Origin of the sequence: Paenibacillus sp. UASWS1643 (assembly GCF_008693195.1) — a bacterium.
Lineage (GTDB): Bacteria > Bacillota > Bacilli > Paenibacillales > Paenibacillaceae > Paenibacillus > Paenibacillus amylolyticus_B.
The window spans coordinates 92,117-113,448 of record NZ_VXKZ01000095.1 but is presented as its reverse complement, the minus strand read 5'-3'; the positions used below and the strand labels follow the sequence as shown (position 1 = coordinate 113,448).

General features: G+C 46.5%; 17 protein-coding genes. 14 read left to right on the top strand and 3 right to left on the bottom strand.

Going from position 1 to position 21,332, the window contains the following annotated elements; genetic code table 11:
- From FE296_RS05145 to FE296_RS05135, 3 genes are all read left to right on the top strand, one after another.
- The coding region (locus FE296_RS05145; protein ID WP_190945032.1) for a BBE domain-containing protein at positions 1–852 on the top strand (852 nt) is incomplete at its 5' end.
- A gap of 192 nt (positions 853–1,044) precedes the next feature.
- Positions 1,045–3,735, top strand: a complete 2,691-nt coding sequence (locus FE296_RS05140; protein WP_150364401.1) for a winged helix-turn-helix domain-containing protein — start codon at positions 1,045–1,047, stop codon at positions 3,733–3,735.
- A gap of 92 nt (positions 3,736–3,827) precedes the next feature.
- Positions 3,828–4,748 (top strand): NAD(P)-dependent alcohol dehydrogenase, encoded by a 921-nt coding sequence (locus FE296_RS05135; RefSeq protein WP_124113889.1) that lies wholly within the window; start codon positions 3,828–3,830, stop codon positions 4,746–4,748.
- 209 nt (positions 4,749–4,957) lie between these two features.
- Here the strand turns inward: FE296_RS05135 and FE296_RS05130 are convergent, their stop codons facing one another.
- The 3 genes from FE296_RS05130 to FE296_RS05120 form a co-directional block, all read right to left on the bottom strand.
- Positions 4,958–5,254 carry a putative quinol monooxygenase gene (locus tag FE296_RS05130; protein WP_124113890.1) on the bottom strand — a complete coding sequence of 99 codons (297 nt, stop codon included), beginning with the start codon at positions 5,252–5,254 and terminating at the stop codon, positions 4,958–4,960.
- 106 nt (positions 5,255–5,360) lie between these two features.
- Positions 5,361–6,011, bottom strand: coding sequence for a nitroreductase family protein (locus FE296_RS05125; protein WP_150364400.1), 651 nt, complete (start codon positions 6,009–6,011; stop codon positions 5,361–5,363).
- Between the two features lie 27 nt (positions 6,012–6,038).
- Positions 6,039–6,458, bottom strand: coding sequence for a MarR family winged helix-turn-helix transcriptional regulator (locus FE296_RS05120; protein WP_017689456.1), 420 nt, complete (start codon positions 6,456–6,458; stop codon positions 6,039–6,041).
- A 471-nt stretch (positions 6,459–6,929) separates the two neighbouring features.
- Between FE296_RS05120 and FE296_RS05115 the strand changes: the two genes are divergently transcribed.
- From FE296_RS05115 to pfkB, 11 genes are all read left to right on the top strand, one after another.
- Positions 6,930–8,531 (top strand): AraC family transcriptional regulator, encoded by a 1,602-nt coding sequence (locus tag FE296_RS05115; RefSeq protein ID WP_150364399.1) that lies wholly within the window; start codon positions 6,930–6,932, stop codon positions 8,529–8,531.
- A gap of 108 nt (positions 8,532–8,639) precedes the next feature.
- A complete protein-coding gene (locus FE296_RS05110; protein ID WP_150364398.1) occupies positions 8,640–9,623 on the top strand; it encodes an ABC transporter substrate-binding protein in 984 nt (327 codons plus the stop codon).
- Entirely contained in the window at positions 9,620–10,432 is an 813-nt protein-coding gene (locus FE296_RS05105) for a hypothetical protein (RefSeq protein ID WP_124113893.1), read from the top strand. Before FE296_RS05110 ends, FE296_RS05105 begins: the two co-directional genes overlap by 4 nt.
- Positions 10,433–10,667: 235 nt before the next feature.
- Complete coding sequence (locus tag FE296_RS05100; protein ID WP_124113894.1) at positions 10,668–11,189, top strand: TetR/AcrR family transcriptional regulator; 522 nt, start codon at positions 10,668–10,670, stop codon at positions 11,187–11,189.
- A 120-nt stretch (positions 11,190–11,309) separates the two neighbouring features.
- Entirely contained in the window at positions 11,310–12,263 is a 954-nt protein-coding gene (locus FE296_RS05095) for an NAD-dependent epimerase/dehydratase family protein (protein ID WP_150364403.1), read from the top strand.
- A 350-nt stretch (positions 12,264–12,613) separates the two neighbouring features.
- On the top strand, positions 12,614–16,615 hold the full coding sequence (locus FE296_RS05090) for a beta strand repeat-containing protein (RefSeq protein WP_150364397.1): 4,002 nt from the start codon (positions 12,614–12,616) through the stop codon (positions 16,613–16,615).
- A 111-nt stretch (positions 16,616–16,726) separates the two neighbouring features.
- On the top strand, positions 16,727–16,966 hold the full coding sequence (locus FE296_RS05085) for a DUF896 domain-containing protein (protein WP_047842338.1): 240 nt from the start codon (positions 16,727–16,729) through the stop codon (positions 16,964–16,966).
- 320 nt (positions 16,967–17,286) lie between these two features.
- Positions 17,287–18,717, top strand: a complete 1,431-nt coding sequence (locus FE296_RS05080; RefSeq protein WP_150364396.1) for an NAD(P)-binding domain-containing protein — start codon at positions 17,287–17,289, stop codon at positions 18,715–18,717.
- A gap of 134 nt (positions 18,718–18,851) precedes the next feature.
- Positions 18,852–19,343 carry a hypothetical protein gene (locus tag FE296_RS05075; RefSeq protein WP_150364395.1) on the top strand — a complete coding sequence of 164 codons (492 nt, stop codon included), beginning with the start codon at positions 18,852–18,854 and terminating at the stop codon, positions 19,341–19,343.
- 310 nt (positions 19,344–19,653) lie between these two features.
- Positions 19,654–20,400 (top strand): DeoR/GlpR family DNA-binding transcription regulator, encoded by a 747-nt coding sequence (locus FE296_RS05070; RefSeq protein ID WP_017689448.1) that lies wholly within the window; start codon positions 19,654–19,656, stop codon positions 20,398–20,400.
- A 2-nt stretch (positions 20,401–20,402) separates the two neighbouring features.
- The gene (gene pfkB / locus FE296_RS05065) at positions 20,403–21,314 is read left to right on the top strand and encodes a 1-phosphofructokinase (protein ID WP_150364394.1); all 912 of its coding nucleotides are present in this window, start codon (positions 20,403–20,405) and stop codon (positions 21,312–21,314) included.
- Positions 21,315–21,332 lie beyond the last annotated feature (18 nt).

Below are 21,332 nucleotides of genomic sequence, written 5' to 3'. Positions count from 1 at the left end.
CTTCGGGCTAATAAAAATCATAATGCAGATCTCTTTTGGGCCTCGCGGGGAGGCGGCGGTGGTAACTTCGGAGTATATACCCGCTACAAATTCAAAGTGCGCCGTGCTCCAGCGAAGGCGACTGTATTTAAAATCACCTGGCCATGGGCTCAATTCGAAAAGGTGCTCAAAGTATGGCAGAGGTGGGCTCCCTCTGTTGATACAAGATTGGGCAGCGAGTTATCCATCGGACCCAAAAAGGGTGGCAATGTCGTCATGGAGGGGCTGTTCCTAGGGTCAAAAACAGAGGCACTCCGTCTATTACAGCCGATTACGAGTGTTGGCACACCGTCAAGTTCCATTGTTCGATTGTTACCTTACACAGAAGTTGTGAAGTTTTTATTGCTTCCTGATCCGATTGAAACGCAAAGGTACAGTAACCAGTTCTCATCCGGTTTTGGACAAAAACCATTTCCCGATAAAGCCATCAAATCGATGCGCGCATTTTTGGAGAACTTGGAAGAGGGACCAGGCGGTTTCTATTTCCTCAACTGGGGCGGAGCAGTAAGTCGCAAATCGCCTAGATCAACCGCGTTTTTCTGGCGGAAAGAGAAGTTCTATGTGGAATGGACCAGTACGTGGATCAAACCATCCCATGCCGCTAAAAATATTGCACTCGCTCGTAACACTCGCAAGAAATTGCAACCATACATTGTCGGTTCCTATATCAACGTTCCAGACCAAGGAATCAAAAATTCCGGTCCGGTGTACTATGGAGCCAACTATGCGAGACTGCGGAGAGTCAAAGCCAAGTATGATCCGAAAAATGTGTTTAACAATCCTCAAAGCATCACGCCGGCTCGTAGAGCGTAAAGGCAGAGCCATTTATTTTTATCAGCAACTTGTGTTAATCAGAAGTTGAATTCATCTAAGTACTCATACTAATAACAGTAAAGACACGTCTTTTATGGCGTGTCTTTTTGATTTTTATGGTAGTATAGATGCCAAAACGATATTTGAAACAATACAGTTGCTGTTGGTGACCCTTGAATGGAGGTATGGCTCATGTATGCACCGATCTTATCCACGAAATTATCCATTCCAGTTCATCGCTCTCATGTAGTCGATCGTCCACGCCTGATTGTCCGTTTGGACAAGGGAATGTACGCCAAACTAATACTGGTCTCTGCTCCTGCCGGATCAGGCAAAACCCTACTAGTCAATCAATGGGTTAAGTCTTCTTTAATACCTACGGCTTGGCTCTCGCTGGAAGAAGCGGATAACGATCTTTCGCGTTTTTTGACATATCTATGTGCTTCGTTACAGACGATTTTCCCCAAACTTGCAGAAGGCATCGTAGGATTTGTTCAATCTTCGGAGCCGCCGCCCGTTGAGACTGTAATTACATATCTCCTGAATGAAATTTCTGATGTATCCGATCATTTTGTGCTTGTTCTGGATGATTATCATCTCATGACTTCAGAAGTTATCAATCAAGCACTTGTCTACTTACTGAGGCACATACCCCCGCATATGCATCTCGTTATGATTACGCGTCAGCAACCCAAGTTACCTTTGGCTCGACTGCGGGCAAAGGGAGAATTGATTGAATTACGTGGCAGTGATTTGCGTTTTAATTCTCCCGAAATCAGTGAGTTTTTGGATCGGGTCATGAGATTGAAACTTTCAAAAGAAAACATTGCTCTCCTTGAAGAACGAACAGAAGGCTGGGTTGCGGGGTTGCAGTTAGCTGCCTTATCCATGCAGGGTTTTTCTGATCCAAATCACTTTATGGAAACGTTCAGTGGCACGGACCCATTTGTACTGGACTATCTAATGGAAGAAATATTACAAGGGCTAACCGAACAGGTACAGAACTTTTTGTTGAAAACGTGCATGTTGGATCGATTATGCGGTTCGTTGTGTGATGCGATCTTTGATATAGGTGAACCAAAGGAACATCAATCCGTTGATTTTATCGGACAGGACATGTTGGAGTGGCTGGAGCAAGCCAATCTTTTCATCATTCCCCTGGATAATGAGAGGCGATGGTATCGTTACCATCATCTGTTTGCAGATTTATTACGTAAAAGAGTACACCAGACTTCTAGTTACGCTGGCAAAGCTGAGACTGTTCTGTCTGTTACTGAAATACATAAGCGAGCGAGCATCTGGTTTGAGAAGCATCAAATGGAACTGGAGGCTTTCAATCATGCTGTAGCTGCGGCAGATACTTATCGGGCATCGAATCTGTTGGAAGGAAAGGGGATGCCACTTCTTTTTCGCGGGGGTGTTGTTCCTGCTCTTCAATGGTTGGGTTCTCTATCATCAGCGGAATTGGATTCAATCCCATCACTATGGGTGATGTATGCCGCTGCGTTACTGGTGTCAGGCCATATGATAGACGTGGAACCCAAGTTGCAATCTGCTGAACAAGCGCTACAAGATATGGGCCCCGATCAGATCGATTCTGATCTGATCGGACATATCGCTTCCATCCGAGCCACGCTGGCTGTCAGCCGGCATGATGCGGATACGATTATTGCGGAGTCGCTTCACGCACTGCAACATTTGCATCCCCATAATCTTCCTATTCGTGCAGCAACAGCCTGGACATTAGGATATGCATACCAACTCCAGAGGAAACGTGCAGAAGCTGAACTGTCCTACCTGGAATCATTAGCGAACAGTACCCAGATCGGACATCATATCATCACGATGATGGCGACACTGGGCGTGGGGAATATACAGGAATCCAACAACCAGCTACACTTAGCGGCTGAATCTTATCAGCAGGTGCTGAATATGGCAGGTAAGCCACCGCTACCCATTGCTTGTGAAGCCCATTTGGGTCTGGCGCGAGTTCATTATGAATGGAATAACCTTGATGTGGCGATGTTGCACGCTCAACACAGTGTGCAGTTGGCACATCAATTTGTCCAAACGGACAGGGTTGTTGCAAGTGAGTTATGGCTCGCCCGAGTGACACTTGCGAAGGCGGATCTTCATAAAGCCGATATCATGTTAGATAGAATCAACGAAACGGCCCAACGGTTAAATTTTACAAAGGAACTCCCTGATATTACTGCTGCATACGTTCTTGCGCTCCTTCGTCAGGGCGATTTGAAAAAAGCAATGCGATTATCATGGGACAGAAATCATGCGCTTAGTCAGGCCAGAGTATTGCTGAGGCAGGGGAACACCTTGGAGGCACTTGGTATTATGGAATCCTGTCTTCGCTTGGCCATAACCAAAGGCTTCAAGGATGAACAGCTCAAGGCAACAATCCTTCTGGCGGTTATCCATGAGGAACATGGAACTAGAACACAAGCTATTGAGTTCCTGACTGAGGCCATGACGATGGCAGAGCCAGCAGGCTTCATTCGTGTATTTGTAGACGAAGGTGTTGTTGTGCACAGCCTTTTGAAGAGGATAACAGCACGCGGTGACTCACGTTTATATCTGCTTCAATTACTGGCTGCATTTGATGAAGCTGAGAATATTAGAAGGGAAATTGTTGTGGAAGAGTCCAACATACATCCTTGCGTTTCCAAATTACCGATTGACCCGTTAAGTGCGCGCGAGCTGGAGGTATTACATCTCATTGCACAAGGGAGGTCTAATCGGGAGATTAGTGAGATACTTCATATTGCACTGCCTACCGTGAAAGGACACAACCGGATTATTTTTGACAAAATGCAGGTGAAGCGACGAACCGAAGCAGTGGCAAAAGCGCGTGAATGGAAGCTCCTGTAACTTGTTATTCACGAACGATACTTTAGTATCTAGGGGCCGAACCCACTTTCCCGATATACTGTTGGCAAACAGGAATATGTGGAGGGAAAGATATGAGAGCTATCATATGTACAAAGTATGGATCACCCGATGTGTTGCAGCTTAAAGACATAGCGAAGCCATCACCCAAAGATCATGAGATTCAGATTAAAATACACGCAACAACTGTAACATCCGGGGACTGCAGAGTTCGTGGTTCCAATGTTCCGTTTCTGTACTGGGTGCCGATGCGTCTATTTTTGGGATTCCGAAAACCTCGAAATTCGGTCCTGGGCGTAGAGTTGGCAGGAGAAGTTACGGCGATTGGCAAGGAAGTAAAGCAATTTAAGTTAGGTGATCAGGTGTATGCCATCAATGGATTGTCTTTTGGTGCCCATGCTCAATATATATGTCTCTCCGAAGAGGATCCAGTCGCTCTGAAACCCTTCAACGCAACGTATGAGGAAGCAGCAGCGATTCCCTTTGGTGGAACTACGGCCTTATATTTTCTGCGCAAAGGAAACATTAAACGGGGAATGAAAGTGCTCATCTATGGAGCTTCGGGAGCCGTAGGAACTGCTGCTGTACAGCTTGCGAAATATTTTGGAGCAGAAGTGACGGGGGTATGCAGTACAACGAATGTGGAGTTCGCGAAGTCACTTGGTGCCGAGCATGTTATAGATTATATGAAGGAAGACTTTACAAAAACAAGTCAGCGGTATGATCTGATATTGGATGCAGTCGGCAAAGTCTCCAAAGGTCAGTGTCGGCACCTCTTGGCACCTAACGGCACATATGTCACTGTTGAGGGGCAAGGCATCGCAAGGGTCACTGCAAAGGATCTGATACTTCTTAAAGAGTTGATGGAGGCTGGTGAGATGCGAGCGGTGATTGACAGACGTTATGCCTTGGAGCAAATTCAGGAAGCTTATCGTTATGTGGAAACAGGACGAAAGAGGGGAAATGTCGTGATTACGGTCAAACATGAGAACTAATTGGCAGTGTGTCCTTTTTGAGTTGGAACGGAACCTAACGTCGCACAATTAGCCACCTATTGCAAACAGTCCTTATGAGATACACGAGGCCACAAAGTAACTGTGAATCTGAAGTGAACTTACTTTTAAGGAATGAAAAAGCTGCCCTCGGTCATATGACCAAGAGCAGCTTTTTCACATGTTAGATACGCATGGCAGTTATTGGGCAATTAAACGTTAACTTTTTCTCCAGCAAATACTTCCACGTTCATTGGAGCGGCCATAAAAGCTGCTGCTTGTTGAACAAAAGCCTGGAAATGTGAGCTTGTGTTATGGGCAGCTGTAGCAGCCTCATCTTTCCACAGCTCGATCATGGTGTATTGTTGTTCGTGTTCTGTGCTTTTTGCCAGATCATAGCTAATGTTACCTTCTTCTTGACGTGTAGCCGTGATCAGTTCTTTAGCTGCAGCCAGAAAAGCTTGTTCTTGAGCCGCTTGAATTTGCAGGTGTGCATGAATGATAATCATAATAGTTAACCTCCATAGTGTGTTTGATAGTGTGTTTGAGATTTGTTAGTAATATAAACCTATTGGAACAATATAATCATGACTTACAGGGATACACTCCCTGTTATTATGCCCAAGTTGTGATGGTTTCTACAGGCAGACGGTAAGAAGGATGACCTTCTTTGGCCGATTTACCGATCGAGATCAACATAACTGGTTGATAACGCTCTTTGTCCATGCCAAATGCTTCTGCAATTTGATCTTTCTCATAACCACCGATTGGGTTGGTGTCATAACCATGAGCACGTGCAGCAAGCATCAATTGCATGGATGCAAGGCCAGCATCGATCAGGTTAACGTCGCGAAGATCGGAAGCAGCCATTTTTTCGTAATAAGGCATTACGGTTTTGAGCTGCATATCCTTAATGTCTTGTGGCATGTAACCAAGTTCTACAGCTTTACCAAAAATCTCATCCATGTATTCAACGTTGTTCATATCAATGAATACGCCAATAACAGCGGCAGAAGTCAAAACCTGATTTTGATTGAATCTTGCAAGAGGCGCAAGCTTTTTTTTGCCTTCAGCTGTATCTACAACCAGAAAACGCCAAGGCTGTAAATTGATCGAAGATGGTGCACGGGAAGCTTCTGACAGAATTTCAGTCATTTCTTCACGGCTGATTTTCACTTCAGGATCGTAAAGCTTAACAGAACGGCGACCGTAGGTAATTTCGTTGAAATCATTGGTTTTTTGGAATTTGCTTTGAATTGTACTCATGAATGGATCTCTCCTCTATATATGGGTTTAGAAATTGTTGTGCATACGTTCCAGGAAATCGGCGAGTGACTGAACTTCGTCTTCACTGAAATCCTGTAAAATCTGGTTGATAAAATTAGTCTTCTCAGCTTTGTAGCCTTCAATCTGCTTCCGACCGTGATCCGTCAGACGAACAAAAGTGACCCGATTATCATCGGGGTTCTTACGTCTTGTAACCATCAGGTCCGCCTCAAGCTGTTTTAAGTGGCGTGTTATCGCAGCACTATCAATGTTAATGATTTTCTGCAGCATGGATTGGTTAATCTCATCGACCTGATCCAGCTCATGCAGAATTTCAAAGCGAGAGGAACTGATACCCGTACAGCGTTCGAACTTGGGACTGATTTTGTTGCCCAACACGTTCAGCAGATTGATGATTTGTTCTTCTTTGGAAACAATACGTGTCATGACTAGACCTCCCGGGTGAATCTGAATCATGAACAACGGCGTATGTTAACCAATGATTAATGTTGCAGTATACAATGCCATTGCCTAATGATTATTTGGATGCTCTCGATCATTGATGTATCAATATTTGATGCGTCAATCATTGATGGCTCAATTAATATATCATGCCGTTTATGATTTTGCAACAGCTTAGAAAATGTTACTGATGCTGGCGCTATTTTCCCGCTACGTATACATTACAGTCCGTATAGGGTGTCCAGATGGATAAGTTAATATTGATTATTTATTTTATTGAGAATTGTTATCAATCTATCTATAATAAAGGAATTGAGGATGGAAACAGCTTCTGGCGGTGCAAGAAGGTCAGGTTATGCTTAGGGCTCCTTTGGATACATAGGGGATGAGTTAACTGAGCTCGTGGTTTAATCTGACGATTACAAGGTTCGATCCAAACAGGGAGGGGACGTGAGCATGGAGGAAAATGATTGGATCAAACAACTGGAGCAACTACATTTCTCTGCTGTCCACGTCTGCCATTACTCTAGCAATCCGGGGGCTGTACAGCGTCGGATCTGGAAAAGGTTCGCCATTTGCAGGGTCATCGTTGGCAAGGGATCTTTGTCTATGGATAACATTGTACATACGGTATCTCAAGACGAGTGGTTTTTGTTGAAGCCAGGAATGCATGTGGAGTTTCAGACGGATATGGAAGCACCTGTCCGATATCAGATCATTTTGTTTTCCTGTGTTACACTTACCCGGAGCCGGAATGCTTGGCATAGCGATGCAGTTGATTTTCCTGTGACGGGCAAACTTAATGTTCCTTCCAATACACGTGTTATTCAGGAGATGATGGATACCCTTGTGAGTGGAAAACACTCGTTTACGAGTCTGGAAAAGACGCGCAGGAAACATCTTTTGCATCAGTTGTTGATTCAGCTAATGATGCACGTGAATGAAGCGACACCCCCTGTAGCAGGGATGGATTTGGCACTTGAATATATGACGCATCAGTATATGCAAGACATTCGAATTGATCAGATGGCCCGCATGGCAGGGCTTAGTGTGAACCATTTTATAAGAACATTCAAACGACAATTAAATATGACCCCGATTGAATATATACTGAAACTACGTATGGCAAAGGCCAAGCAGCTGTTATTTTCTTCAGATAAAATCAAGGAAATTGCGGAGCAAGTGGGTTATAAGGACGAGCACTATTTCAGCAGAGTCTTCAAGAAAAACGAAGGAATCGCCCCAACGTTGTATATGAAAAATAAAGTGAATCGCATTGCCACCTTATATTACGGGTTGGACGATTATGTGATAACACTTGGTTTGAGGCCAGTGTCCGCTTTATCCTATGGTCAGAGGGTGGCTCGTCATATTGCCATACCTGCGCTTCAAGCGCACAGTCATCAGGGACTTATTCTGGATAGCTTCAATCAGAACTATGATGATTTGAGGCGAGTCCAACCGGACCTGATCATTACAAGTGATCGTTTGGAGCCAAATGACTCCCTGCATCGTATCGCGCCTACCGCCATGCTGGAGCACACCAACCATTTTGGCGAGAGGCTTCTGTATATGGCGGACATTATGGGTCGCACCAAACAGGCTGTACAGTGGATTGAACAACATGCTGAACTGAGCCGGGTTCTTCGAGGACGCATTCAATCGAGGTGGGGGAAACAGAGTGCCATGTTCATCCGGGTGACTTCTCATTTCTACCGAATGTATGGATTGAACAACCAGACAGGGGCCTTATTGTATAATGATCTGGGATTTTATTTGCCTCGTGATTTTCCGGAACAACAGTGGGCTGTAGAGAGTAAAGTTTGCAATTTGCAGTTATACGACGCGGATCATGTGTTTGTAATGGTCGATCCCACAGGAGAGGCAAGTGCTCAACTGAGGCAATTACAGCAATCCAGTGCTTGGTTGGCATTAAAGGCTGTTCAAGAAGGCCATGTATATAATGCAGGAGATATTTTCTTCAAAACGCTGGGTCCCACCGGACGCATGTGGGCGATGCGATATGTGGCAGAGCAACTTGGGGTTACGTTACGGTGATATTGTGCAAGAGAAGAGAGTGGAATAATCCATGGTAAGCCTGTATGCTTTTCCCTACTATAGTGATAATGATTATTATTATTAAATAGTAGAGGGGATTTACTACAAATGGTAAGACAGAGAGCAGCAACGATGATACTGTTGGCCCTGCTTGTGCTCGTCCTGACGGCATGTAGCAAGGCATCAGAAGTAACGGAAGCAACGCCTCCGCAACAGGATACACCTGTGGAAGAGAGTGGTACGCAAACGATTGAGCATCTTAAAGGAACAGCGGTTGTACCGCAAAAAATAGAGCGAATGGTGGTATTATCTGCTGCTTACATCGATCACATGTTGACGATTGGTGAGAAACCAGCAGGAGTTAATGTAGAAGCTCGTTACGGAGGAGATTATTTGCCTTATTTTGCAGATCAGCTTGCCGGCGTTCCAACGGTAGGATCGGCAGACAGTCCTAACCTGGAGGCTATCCTTCAGATTGATCCGGATGTCATCGTTATTGAGAGTCGAACTGCGGAGAATACGTATGATCAGTTGGAGAAAATCGCTCCGACGATTGTACTTGGTACCGAATGGCTGGATTATGCTGATGATACAACCTATTGGACACAGGATCTGTTGACCATTGCCGGGATGTACAACAAAGTGGATCTGGCAAAAGAAAAGATAGCCGAGGTAGAGCAGCAGGCGAAGCAACTAAAAGCGAAGATCGAACAACTGGATCAAAAAAAGTTGGCTTATCTGCGTGTAAGAGAGAAGACCTTGCAAATATACGCAGCAAAAGGACATCCAACCAACACACTTTTATATGATGATCTTGGATTTGTGCCAACGATTGTGACACCTGCCGAACAACGTGAGGACTTATCCATGGAGAAAATTGCAGATGTGGATGCTGATTTCGTAGTTCTGGAGATTGACCCGAATGCCGATGAGTATTTAAACAACATCAATGCAAGCTCACTCTGGAAGGGAGTACCGGCTGTTGGTGCAGATCAGGTCTATACGACAGATTCGTTCTGGTTGTTTAAGGGCTGGGGAGCAATTGGGCGAAGCGAGATTATCAACGAAGTTGAAGACATGATTAATAGATGAGACGTTATCTAAGACATGATTATTCAGAGATGTCGGAAGCGTTACAGCAATTTTTTGTGACGACGATCCAAGTGGACTGCGATGATTCCAAGTATCCTTTCCGTGTGAAGGAGCTGCTGGATGAAGAGAAACGAAACTTGATATTACGTGAACAGGCTATGCAGCAAGGGCTTCAACTGGGAGGAAAAGGAAGTGTGGCCGTCGGTACACTTTTTGCTAAGCGTTACTCCGTATTTGTTATGTCCGTAATCTCAGCATTCAGTCTATACGATACTATACTTAGCATTGCAGACGATGATGTGCGGTTTGAATTGAATGGAGCAGGTGGCATGCGATATGAGACTCGGCTGAAGAGCTCCTTTCTGGAGGGTGGAGATCCTGTTCAGCGCAGATCAGAGAGCGGCTTGCTTAAGAAGAGAATGCTATTGCATCTGGAACCTGTTCTGCGAGCAGTAGCCGTTAGTACAGGAGCGAGCGATAAGGTGATGTGGTCTCTAGTTGCCCATAATGTGCAACAATTGTATGAACGAATGATCAATGATCAGAGCATATGGAAGACGGATCAACGGCTTGAACAGATCAAGGAAGATCAAAGCATATGGCTTGACGAACAAAATGAAAATGCATTTACATTTGCCTTCGATCTGCATCGCGTTGATCACCCCAAGTGGCAGGGACCGCCGTTCCTGATACGCCGATATTGTTGTTTGGCATATCAGGTTGAGAGCGGCAGTCACGCACATGCATATTGTAATAGTTGTCCGAAGCTGGATTCGGAATCCCGATTGCGCAAACTTCTCCAGCAGTGAACAGACACTCTTGTACCGCATGGTACGAATCTGTTTTAGACAATCCATGTTCTCTTCGGTTTCCAGTGGGTAGAATCTAGGATCAACAAGCTACACAACCTGCAGCGGCTTGAGCCAGCGTCTGCGGGTTTGTTGGCTTTGTACAGGGTCACGATACCTTTGCATTGATGGATAGTATTCGTTATACTACAAGCTATTGATCAATTAATCACTAACTATTGGAGGACGAATTATCATGGCTAAAGATACAGCAGCGTCGGTTAACCGGCGAAATGATATTATCTCTGCAGCAATTGACGTCTTCGCGGAAATTGGCTATTATCGTGCGACTACAGCCCAGGTGGCTGAACGGGCACAGATCTCACAGCCGTATATATTTCGTTTTTTCAAAACAAAAGAAGCTTTATTATTAACTGCAATTGAGGTCTCATGGACACGGGTGATTGATTCGTTTCGAATTGTGGTTGAGACGGCGACGCCAGATCAGTTGGAACATGATCTAATTGAAGCCTACGATAAGATTCTGGAATCGCACAAGAGCGAAATCTTGCTTCAGATGCAGGCGCAAACGATCAGGGAGGAAGTCATTCGTAAGGCCATGCAAAAAGGCATCAGTGATGTACGCAGCATGGTACTGGAAGCTTTCACCGTTGCAGGAATTGCTGAACCGCTAAAAAGAACCATGATTTTTCTGGCAATCGGGATGTTGTGTAATGTATCTAATGCACTGGATATGCCGGAGCTGAAGGAGCGATAGAAAGGGAGGAAAAATCCCTTTTTGAATTTTAGTTATTGATCAATCACTAAATATGGTTTATATTGTTTTTTAGGTAAGTAATTGATCAATAACTAAATGGATGAAAGAGGTCGATGTATGATGAAAAGAGCTATTGTGATTGGAGCCACAGGTGGAACAGGTGCAGCAATTACGGAAGAATTGATTAGACGGGGTATTTTTACAATTGCATTTGGGCGATCCCGTCAAAAACTGGAGCAACTTGCGGTAAAGTTGGGATCTCCAGATCACCTGCAAATCGCTGTGGGAGATGCATTTCGGTCGGATGATATTATCGCTGCTTCCCTAGAAACGGATGTCATGTTTCATTGTGCGAATGTCCCGTATAACGAGATGGAAAGCAGGCTAATTCCGCTGGGCGAATCCGTAATGGCGGCGGCAGAATACTTGGGTCTGAACGTGGTTGTAATAGACGGAATCTACCCTTATGGTAGAAGACAAATGAGCGAGGTAACGGAAGAACATCCGAAGCAGCCACATACCCGAAAAGGCAAGACACGACTTGCTTATGAACAGATGTTATTCAGCACAAGATGGAGCAGAGCTCAGGTGATGATTGTTCGCTTGCCAGACTATTATGGCCCATCGGCTAATCAAGCTTCCTATCTGGGTTCAACCCTTGAAGCGATAGCAAAAAGTAAGATGGCTTTTTTTATCGGAAATATGAAGGTACCCAGAGAGTACATCTATTTACCGGATGCTGCAGTCATGGTGGTGGAGCTGGCTAGCAAAGAGATGACGTATGGACAGAATTGGAACATTCCTGGATCGGGGATCATCTCGGGTCATGACATCGTGCGATTGGCACAGAAGGCTGCGGGAAGAAGCAAACCTGTGATAGCGTTAGGAAAAATAGGGTTGTCGTTGATTGGACTAGGTGTACCCGTTATGAAAGAAATTGTAGAAATGTTATATCTGACCGAGGAACCCCTGATCTTGAGTAGACATAAGTATGAGGAACGGATTGGCCCGGTTGTGGCAACATCTTTTGAAGAAGGAATTGCGTTGACGATTAAGGAGTTGCAGGGGGAGTAGAGGGAAATATATTTTTTAGAGAAAAGTAATTGATTGATCACTAATCGTGAAGGTTTTATAGGTATATTGAATAGGGGCGCACAAAGCTAGTCCAGGGCATAGAGTGTACTATTGTAAAATGCGGGGATTTGACGTGGTGTACAGGGAGGGGGGATTCTCTTGTGAGCGGTATATCCAAAAGGAAACACAAAATTTCCTCAGTCAGTACAGGTAAACGGAAAGCAAAAAAATCAAAAAAGCACTCTGTCCCAAAGAAGAAGAGGAAGTCTTGTAAGAAAAGCAGACGTAAATGCAAAAAAAAGAAAAGCCACAGGATTCCTTTCCTTCGCGGCCCACGGGGTTATCGGGGAATGAGAGGATTCACTGGAGCAACAGGCGCTACTGGGTTAACCGGAGACCCTGGGTATCCCGGCATATGGGGAGCAACCAGTTTAATAGGACGGACCGGAGTAACTGGAGTCACAGGTGCAAAAGGAGCTACCGGACTGATGGGCACCACAGGTGTGACTGGAATTACCGGATTTGGTGTTACAGGCGTGACCGGGGCTACAGGAAATACTGGTGTAACCGGCTTTACAGGTCCAACTGGAGTTGCAGGATTAGCTGGGGCTACCGGGTTCACTGGAGCAACTGGCCCAACCGGAATTGGTGTGATGGGACTAACGGGATCTACTGGTGAGACAGGATTCACGGGAGTGACTGGAGCGACAGGAACCCCAGGAATTACAGGTCCGACTGGAAATACTGGCATAACCGGCACGACAGGGATAACAGGTGCGATCGGCGCAACTGGTGCCACTGGGGAAACGGGACTTACTGGTACGACAGGACCCACTGGAGGGATCGGGTCTACGGGAGTTACTGGTGTTATGGGTGTAACCGGATCTACTGGAAGTACTGGTGAGACGGGGCTAACAGGAGTCACAGGTCCAACTGGTGTCACTGGCACGACTGGCGTAACTGGCATTACGGGTACAGCAGGTAGGACTGGACTAACTGGCGTAACTGGTACTACTGGAGAAACAGGTAACACAGGAACGACAGGAATTACTGGTGCGACCGGAGCGACTGGTTTGACAGGATTCACCGGAGCGACAGGAAGTACTGGTGAGACGGGGCCCACAGGAGTTACAGGTACGACTGGTCTAACGGGCCCCACCGGGGGCACTGGCGAAACAGGAACAACCGGAACTACAGGAAGTACTGGAATAACAGGTAGTATTGGTGAAACAGGATCAACAGGTACGACCGGATTACCTGGCGTTACGGGTACCACAGGTGTAACCGGTTCTACTGGAATTACAGGCCTCACGGGAATTACTGGAGCAACTGGTGCTACTGGCACTACCGGTATCACAGGTACGACTGGTATGACAGGACTCACTGGGGCCACTGGTATAAGTGGTGTCACTGGTGAAACAGGACCAACAGGTACAACCGGATTAACTGGCGTTACTGGAATTGCGGGCACAACAGGAACGACTGGAATAACAGGTGCAACAGGTATTACTGGATTTACAGGCAGTACAGGTGCGATCGGAGCAACTGGTGCCACTGGCACAACCGGAGTCACAGGTACGACAGGTGTGACAGGACCGACCGGGGCTACTGGAGAAACGGGTACCACTGGAGTTACAGGTGCTACAGGATCTACTGGGGCGATAGGGGCAACGGGAAGTACAGGTGCAACCGGCGTTACTGGCATAACAGGTACGACCGGTACTACGGGAGTTACAGGCATAACCGGCAATACTGGTGTAACAGGAACCACAGGAATTACTGGAGCAACTGGAACTACTGGAGATACAGGTCAAACAGGGGTCACAGGAACGACAGGTGTGACGGGATCAACTGGCGCAACTGGGGAAACAGGGTTCACAGGACTAACGGGAGTTACCGGTCCAACAGGAACGACAGGGTTAACAGGGGTAACCGGAATCACCGGTGAGACCGGAGCCACAGGGATTACAGGTACAACTGGACTAACTGGCTTTACTGGAACCACGGGTATCACAGGCGTGACCGGAGCCACTGGTGCAACTGGAGAGACGGGGCTAACAGGAGAGACAGGACTAACAGGTATAACTGGAGCTACTGGAAGTACGGGTGCGACGGGAACTACTGGTGTTACAGGTGCAACCGGAGTTAGTGGCACAACAGGAATTGCTGGTGTAACTGGCGCGACAGGATTCACCGGGGTTACTGGTTCAACTGGCTCAATCGGAACTACTGGAGATACAGGTTCAACAGGGGTCACAGGTCCGACTGGTGTGACGGGACTGACCGGTGTAACTGGAGAAACTGGAATTACAGGTACAACTGGACTAACTGGCATTACTGGAACCACAGGTTTCACAGGCGTGACCGGAGCTACCGGACTGACTGGTGTCACTGGGGAAACAGGTCTAACAGGATTCACAGGCGCGACGGGATCGACTGGGGCGACAGGAGCAACCGGAATTACAGGTATCTCGGGAGTGACTGGCGTAACCGGAACGACAGGTGTTACTGGAGAAACAGGGTTCACAGGACTGACGGGAGTGACCGGGGCCACTGGTGTTACTGGGGAGACCGGTCTGATAGGGAACACAGGTGTAACGGGATCTACCGGTTTGACTGGCCCAACAGGAGAAACAGGACTAACAGGTATAACTGGAGCTAGTGGAAGTACGGGTGCGACGGGAGTAACTGGTGTTACAGGTGCAACCGGAGTTAGTGGCATAACAGGAATTGCTGGTGTAACTGGCACGACAGGACTCACCGGGGCTACTGGTTCCACTGGTAATACCGGAGCTACGGGCATAACCGGGGTCACCGGTGAAACAGGGCCAACTGGCACGACTGGCTTAACTGGCGTTACGGGTACAATTGGTGTGACAGGAGCAACAGGCGTCACTGGAGAGACGGGTCTAACTGGGAGCACAGGTACGACTGGAGTTACTGGTATAACCGGTCCGACAGGCACTACAGGACTAACAGGGACTACTGGTGAAACAGGACCAACAGGTTCGATTGGGGCAACGGGTATCACGGGAGTTACTGGTGTAACAGGAGCCACAGGAACTACTGGTGCAACCGGAACTACTGGAGCTACAGGTCCAACAGGGGTGACAGGTACGACTGGTGTGACGGGGCCCACCGGGGCTACTGGAGCAACAGGAATCACGGGCATTACAGGAGAGACGGGTGCAACAGGCACGACAGGACCAACAGGACCAACCGGTCCAACGGGTATTACTGGTGAACCAGGAGCAACCGGCACGACCGGCGTAACTGGCATTACGGGTGTAACTGGAGCTACTGGAATGACAGGTGCCGCCGGCACAACTGGCCAAACTGGTGAGACGGGTCCAACAGGGGTCACAGGTACGACTGGAGCAACGGGAACTACGGGAGTTACTGGCGTAACTGGTGCCACTGGGATCACAGGTGTGACTGGAGCAACAGGAACCACGGGTATTACTGGCGCGACCGGAGCAGCTGGGGCTACAGGGCTCACAGGTGTATCAGGAGCCACCGGAGCAACTGGAGAAACAGGAATAACGGGAGCTACAGGACTGACTGGTGTAACTGGAACAACTGGAACTACAGGTGCAACGGGAACCACCGGAAGTACCGGCACAACAGGAGTTACAGGAATAACCGGAACAGCAGGCATTACGGGTGCTACTGGTTCTACAGGTGCAACTGGGGTTGCCGGAGATACTGGCCCAACTGGTGCTACCGGACTTACAGGAGCTACCGGCATAACTGGTGTAACGAGTGAAACAGGAGCTACGGGAGCAACAGGAATCACAGGAACAACAGGCGCAACAGGCGCAACCGGGGCCACGGGCTTGACCGGAGTCACTGGACCAACCGGCCCCAATTTTGCAACACAAGGGTTCTCGGCATTCCTGGCTACACTTTCGACAGCAACCAGCACTCAGTTAACCAACTGGACGACCACGGCTCCTTATTACGGTAATGCCAACTTCAATGCAACCACAGGAAACTATACCGTCCCGGTAACTGGAAGATACTCGATTGTGGCCACGATCAATTATGCAACGACTGCAGCGATTGCCCTATCTCTGGGTGCTGGGGTTAACCCAGCCTTTCTTGTACAGAGAACATCACCTACGGTAACGACACTTGTCAGTGGTTTGTTACCCGTCCTAAATGTCGCGATTACGCTACTCACACTGCGGGCAGTGCTGGGAAGCGGTTCAGTGACTTTGGCAGTGGAAGTGGCATTGAATGCGGGAGATGTGATTGGACTGTTCTATGCTGCAAACGGGTTGACGATTACACTGAACCTGGGCAGTAGTGCTACGAATGGCATCGTGTGGTCTGTGCATGAGATCACCTAAACACTTCTCAATGGATTGCGCCTATGGACAAATTCGTAAAGTTGTAATAAGTTAGTTTGAAGATATTCGAAATATCTTCTGGAAAGTGGACTAACAAGTGAGGTGGATTTCATGATTCCTATTTTGGGGCGTATTAACGAATTAAGTCGAAAACAACGCAGCAGCGTCGGTTTGACAAAAGCAGAAAAAAGCGAGCAGCAGGAGCTTAGAAAACAATATTTGCAGGCTATTCGAGGTCAGGTACTGACAACCATGCTGGCAGTATCCGTTGTGGACCCTCTGGGTCATGATGTGACCCCTGAGAAATTAACCAATGAAAAATTGCAGCGCCGTGAACAAGCCGGCCAATAGCATTCCTTTAATAAGACAGACCAAGGTTACATCTGGTCTGTCTTTTTTTTATCTTCAAATCATCCGTTCTGCAGGAACTGTATCAATAATCCAGTTAGAGTTTCGTGCGAATTAACAAGCATGTTAGATATTTTTAGTGTTGATGACAATAAAGCTGCCGCCAACTTCAATTCATCCCCGACAACTCATATAATAACGCTATATATTTCAGAAAAACAAACAAAAAACACAATTACTCTCAATATAACTAACAACAAACTTACATCAAATAATTAAAGAAAGACTAGTTCATATATGTATCTCGAAAGGGTTGATGAATCATGAGTCTGGAGGCTTTGAATGAACGTGTGAAGAATGATCTAGCTTATTTGTCATTTGGTGGCGCGAACTGGGTACGTCCAAGAGAACATGCGGATGGTCATGTCTATGATGTCGTCATTGTAGGTGGAGGACAGAGTGGATTAGGGGCGGCATTTGGACTTCTTCGTGAACGGATCTCTAATATTGTCGTCATTGACGAGAATGCAGCAGGGCTTGAAGGACCTTGGGAGACTTATGCACGTATGGTTACTTTGCGCACACCCAAGCATCTGACTTCCATCGATCTGGGTATCCCCTCGTTAACCTTTCGCTCGTGGTGGGAAGCACAGGCTGGGCCAGAAGGTTGGGAAGAGGTAGACAAGATCCCGCGTGGAGACTGGATGAATTATTTGCGCTGGTATCGGAAAGTCCTGAATCTGCCTGTGCTAAATGAGGTGAAATTGACGCTGGTTGAGCCAATAGAGGACGGAATACATCGACTTCATGTGAACAAGTCAGGAACTCAGATGGATGTTATACTTGCTCGCAAAGTAGTGTTTGCTACTGGAATACAAGGTGGTGGAGAGTGGCATGTGCCATCCATGATTGCGGATAGATTACCTCGGGATCGGTATGCCCATACGTCGGAAGCGATTGATTTTGATCGGTTAAAAGGTAAAAGGATTGCTGTACTTGGCGGCGGCGCTTCTGCATTCGATAATGCGAGCTATGCCCTTGCCACGGGTGTGGCGGAAGCTCATGTATTTGTACGGCGGGAACAGTTGCCTAGTGTTAATCCTATTCGTCAGATGGAACAATCCGGTATGATCGAGCGATACCACGTTCTTCCGGTTGCTGATAAATATGAAGTGATCTCTCATTTCTTCAAATTCAATCAACCCCCAACCAATGATACGTTTAATCGTGCGGCAGCCTGGCCTGGTTTCGAGTTGCATCTGAACGCTCCATGGCTGAGTGTGGAAGCGACGGAGCAAGGAGCGATTGTTCACACGGCAAAGGGAGCATTTACGTTTGATTTTCTAATTATTAGCACAGGTTTGCTTAGTGATCCGGCACTCCGTCCTGAACTGAAGCTTGTGGAGCCATACATCGCGCGCTGGAAGGACTGTTACCAGGCTCCGCCAGAGCATCGCAATGCATTGCTGGATGCACATCCTTACCTGAGTTCCGGGTTTGCAATGACAAGCAGGAGTGAAAAAGGTGAGAAACCGTTGCACGGACTGTTTGTATTCAACTACTCTGCACTTGCCAGCTGCGGTCTGTCGGCATCGGCAATATCGGGAACGAAGAGTGCAGTGCCGAAACTCGTCACTGCCATAGCGGATCAGTTGTTCCTCGATGATCGGGAGATTATTTTGCAGCAATTCTATGCGTATGAAGAACAGGAATTTACGGCAACGTGGGTGAAAAGTGGTGCCCTCGCTGAGTAATTGCACTCCATAATATTGCGAACGTGTGGCATCTGATGCTGCACGTTTTTTTGTTTTTCACATGATGAAGGTTACACTTGCCTTTAAATTGTTGTAAAATGTCGGTTGGAACATGTTAAAGGCAGGGATAATAGATGAATGAAATAAAAATGAACTATGAACAATTTAGAGCCCATTTGAAGAAAGCGTCACGTAAACGAAATGTACCTTTGATTAAGATTGTTGCATTTCAAGAGAAATACATGAAGATTGAAGAAGTTCAATTTTACGATGTAGAACAAAATCATATGAGTGTTCAGGCCTGCAACACGTTGTGGATGCATCTGGAGAATAAATCTTTCCGTAATATGGTGTCCCAACATTTGCAATTTTATAGAGATATGGAGAACCTGGGTCGGCATTCCTTTGAGAATCTGATCAAAGAACTATATGATACGTCTGTTCCTGTGCTGCTCGATTACAATCCCGCTCATTATTACACCTCGGGGCAGCTCGCTGAGATTCTGGTCATGAACGAGGAGAGGCTGATTGAACAATTGGAGATGGGCCGCTTCAAGGGGGCTTTTATTAATGAAGATGGAAAATGGCTTAAACCCAAACCGGATGGAATGGTTGTAGAGTCATAAACGCCATAAAGGTTTCATGATAAGCAAAATCCTGCAGCGCCGCGCATCAAGCGCTGGAAGCTGCAGGATTTTTAATGGAGACACGAAGGGCACGAAATTCCAACTTTAAGAACATGAGGTAAGTCAGGTCACCACCTTCGATAAAATCGGGACTAGATCAGATGTGCGTTCAGGCGTCAGAGAAAGGGACAATTGGACAAGGAAATAAGTCGAAAGATGCGTGTTTTTGAATGTTTTTAAATTATTTTGAATGAAAGTGGTTGTTTTTTGAGTGGATTATGATACTATAGAAGCAGTTGGAGGAATGAAGATGCTGACTGAAGAACGATATGCTGCAATTATAGAGCGCTTACATTTACAGGGAATTGTGAAATTGCAAGAGCTCGTTGATGTGTTGGGTGCTTCTGAATCAACGATTAGGCGTGACTTGATCGATCTGGAGAGTCGTCAGATGCTCAAACGCATCCACGGCGGTGCCGCACTGGTGAATGAAAAAACGCTGGAACCGGGTATGGAAGAAAAAACGTTCAAAAACATTCAACAAAAAACGACGATTGCCCGTTTGGCTGCACAGGAGATCGAAAATGGCGAATGCATTTATCTGGATGCAGGAACGACAACGTTAGCCATGATTCCTTTTATTGAAGCTAAAGACGTAACGGTTGTTACCAACGGACTTTCACATGTTGAAGCTTTGGTAAGCAAACGTATTCGCAGTTATTTGCTTGGAGGTATGATGAAGATTCATACAAAAGCAGTCATTGGCAGTATCGCATTACAGAACATGGATAATTTCCGTTTTGATAAATGTTTTCTTGGAAGCAACGGAGTTGATCCCGAAATGGGGTATACAACACCGGATCCGGAGGAAGCCTTGATTAAAAGGCGTGCACATCAATTGTCGGGAAAATCTTATGTGCTGGCTGATTCCAGCAAAATAGGGGAAATTACTTTTGCCAAATTGTTTGATTTGGAGGAGGCCGATTTGATTACCGAGCAGATGCCAGAACACTGGCGGCCTGGAATCGCCCAGAAAACTAAAATAATTGAGGGATAACAATGATATATACGATAACACTTAACCCGTCCATTGATTACATCGTGGAAGTGGATGAGCTGAAGCTAGGCGGATTGAATCGAATGAATCGGGATTTGAAGCTCCCTGGCGGCAAAGGCATTAATGTCTCTCGCATACTGAATCAACTTGGAGCAGATAACACGGCCATTGGTTTCCTTGGTGGATTTACTGGACGTTTCATTAATGACAAGTTGCAAGAAGATAACATTCGGACAAACTTTGTTACGATTGCAGACGATACTCGCATTAACATCAAGCTGAAGCATGGAGAAGAGACAGAGATTAATGGTCTTGGACCTGCAATAAGTGCCGATGAGGCCGAGCGGTTGCTTTACAAATTGTCTTCGTTGGAAAAAGGAGATATTGTCATTCTCTCCGGAAGTGTACCTCCTTCACTTGGAACGGATTTTTATGATCGTCTCATTAAAGTATGCAAGCAAACGGGTGCTGAATTTGTAATTGATACAACTGGCCCTGCGTTAATGGAAGCTCTTGAACATGCACCATTGCTGGTGAAGCCAAATCATCATGAACTGGCTGAACTGTTCGGTGTAACGATTGATACTCGCGAGGAACTGGTGTTATACGGGCGTAAGTTGCTGGAAGCCGGTGCCAAACATGTGTTGATTTCCATGGCAGGTGAGGGTGCACTCTTCATTACCAAAGCGGAAGTTCATCATGCGAATGTGCCAAAAGGCACTGTGAAAAACTCGGTTGGTGCCGGTGACTCCATGATTGGCGGATTCGTAGGTACCTATGTACAGAGCGGAGATTTGCTGGAAGCTTTCCGCACAGGGGTTGCATCTGGAAGCGCGACTGCGTTCTCGGATGATCTGGCATCACGAGAATTGATTGATGAATTACGTAATCAAGTAACCATTACGACGATTTAGTCAAACGGCCATATAAAA

Excerpts from the sequence above, each read along its gene's own strand:
- FE296_RS05070 (WP_017689448.1), top strand. The coding sequence starts at position 19,654 with ATGCTGACTGAAGAACGATATGCTGCAATTATAGAGCGCTTACATTTA.
- FE296_RS05100 (WP_124113894.1), top strand. The coding sequence starts at position 10,668 with ATGGCTAAAGATACAGCAGCGTCGGTTAACCGGCGAAATGATATTATC.
- FE296_RS05110 (WP_150364398.1), top strand. The coding sequence starts at position 8,640 with ATGGTAAGACAGAGAGCAGCAACGATGATACTGTTGGCCCTGCTTGTG.
- FE296_RS05095 (WP_150364403.1), top strand. The coding sequence starts at position 11,310 with ATGAAAAGAGCTATTGTGATTGGAGCCACAGGTGGAACAGGTGCAGCA.
- FE296_RS05105 (WP_124113893.1), top strand. The coding sequence starts at position 9,620 with ATGAGACGTTATCTAAGACATGATTATTCAGAGATGTCGGAAGCGTTA.
- FE296_RS05115 (WP_150364399.1), top strand. The coding sequence starts at position 6,930 with ATGGAGGAAAATGATTGGATCAAACAACTGGAGCAACTACATTTCTCT.
- FE296_RS05140 (WP_150364401.1), top strand. The coding sequence starts at position 1,045 with ATGTATGCACCGATCTTATCCACGAAATTATCCATTCCAGTTCATCGC.
- FE296_RS05125 (WP_150364400.1), bottom strand. The coding sequence starts at position 6,011 with ATGAGTACAATTCAAAGCAAATTCCAAAAAACCAATGATTTCAACGAA.
- pfkB (WP_150364394.1), top strand. The coding sequence starts at position 20,403 with ATGATATATACGATAACACTTAACCCGTCCATTGATTACATCGTGGAA.
- FE296_RS05080 (WP_150364396.1), top strand. The coding sequence starts at position 17,287 with ATGAGTCTGGAGGCTTTGAATGAACGTGTGAAGAATGATCTAGCTTAT.
- FE296_RS05075 (WP_150364395.1), top strand. The coding sequence starts at position 18,852 with ATGAATGAAATAAAAATGAACTATGAACAATTTAGAGCCCATTTGAAG.
- FE296_RS05090 (WP_150364397.1), top strand. The coding sequence starts at position 12,614 with ATGAGAGGATTCACTGGAGCAACAGGCGCTACTGGGTTAACCGGAGAC.
- FE296_RS05130 (WP_124113890.1), bottom strand. The coding sequence starts at position 5,254 with ATGATTATCATTCATGCACACCTGCAAATTCAAGCGGCTCAAGAACAA.
- FE296_RS05085 (WP_047842338.1), top strand. The coding sequence starts at position 16,727 with ATGATTCCTATTTTGGGGCGTATTAACGAATTAAGTCGAAAACAACGC.
- FE296_RS05120 (WP_017689456.1), bottom strand. The coding sequence starts at position 6,458 with ATGACACGTATTGTTTCCAAAGAAGAACAAATCATCAATCTGCTGAAC.
- FE296_RS05135 (WP_124113889.1), top strand. The coding sequence starts at position 3,828 with ATGAGAGCTATCATATGTACAAAGTATGGATCACCCGATGTGTTGCAG.